Origin of the sequence: Pseudomonas paraversuta (assembly GCF_904063065.1) — a bacterium.
Lineage (GTDB): Bacteria > Pseudomonadota > Gammaproteobacteria > Pseudomonadales > Pseudomonadaceae > Aquipseudomonas > Aquipseudomonas paraversuta.
Genome location: NZ_CAJFCL010000032.1, coordinates 1 through 512, shown reverse-complemented (window position 1 = coordinate 512; position 512 = coordinate 1). Strand labels below are relative to the sequence as shown.

The window sequence follows — 512 nt, the reverse complement described above, 5'->3', positions numbered from 1 at the left end:
CGGTGTCAAAGTCATGGATGGTCATGTCGCGCAGGATCCCGCCAGAGTGTTCCAGATAGTCACGCGGTGCCAGGCCAGGGTCGCGACTGGTGATGATCACCTGGCGCACGACGCCGATCTGGCCGGCGTCCAGCGCCTGGCGCAGGCGCAGCATGTCTGGGTCGAAGCGCCGGTTGAAACCGAGCATTACCTTGCCGCCCTGGCGCTCCACGGTTTGCGCCGCGCTGCGCGCCTTGGCGCTGTACAGGTCGATGGTGTGTTCGCAGAGCACCGCCTTCCCCTGGGCTACCTCAGCCAGCAACAGGTCGATGGTGGTGTCGGTGGGCGTGCCGATCACCACCGCATCGATGTCCTCGCGGCTCAGCACGGCGGCGCAGTCATACGCGGCTTCACACCCCAACTGGGTGCTCAAGGCATCGACACCTGCGCGCCAGGGATCGGCCACCAGCGCCAGCGTGGCATTGGGATGGGCGGCAACGTTGGCGGCATGGATCTTGGCGATGCGCCCGGCA

General features: G+C 66.6%; 1 protein-coding gene. It reads right to left on the bottom strand.

From position 1 onward, the window contains the following. Positions 1-512: Gfo/Idh/MocA family oxidoreductase (locus JQ845_RS22785; protein WP_203009508.1), on the bottom strand; the 512-nt coding region annotated here is incomplete at both ends.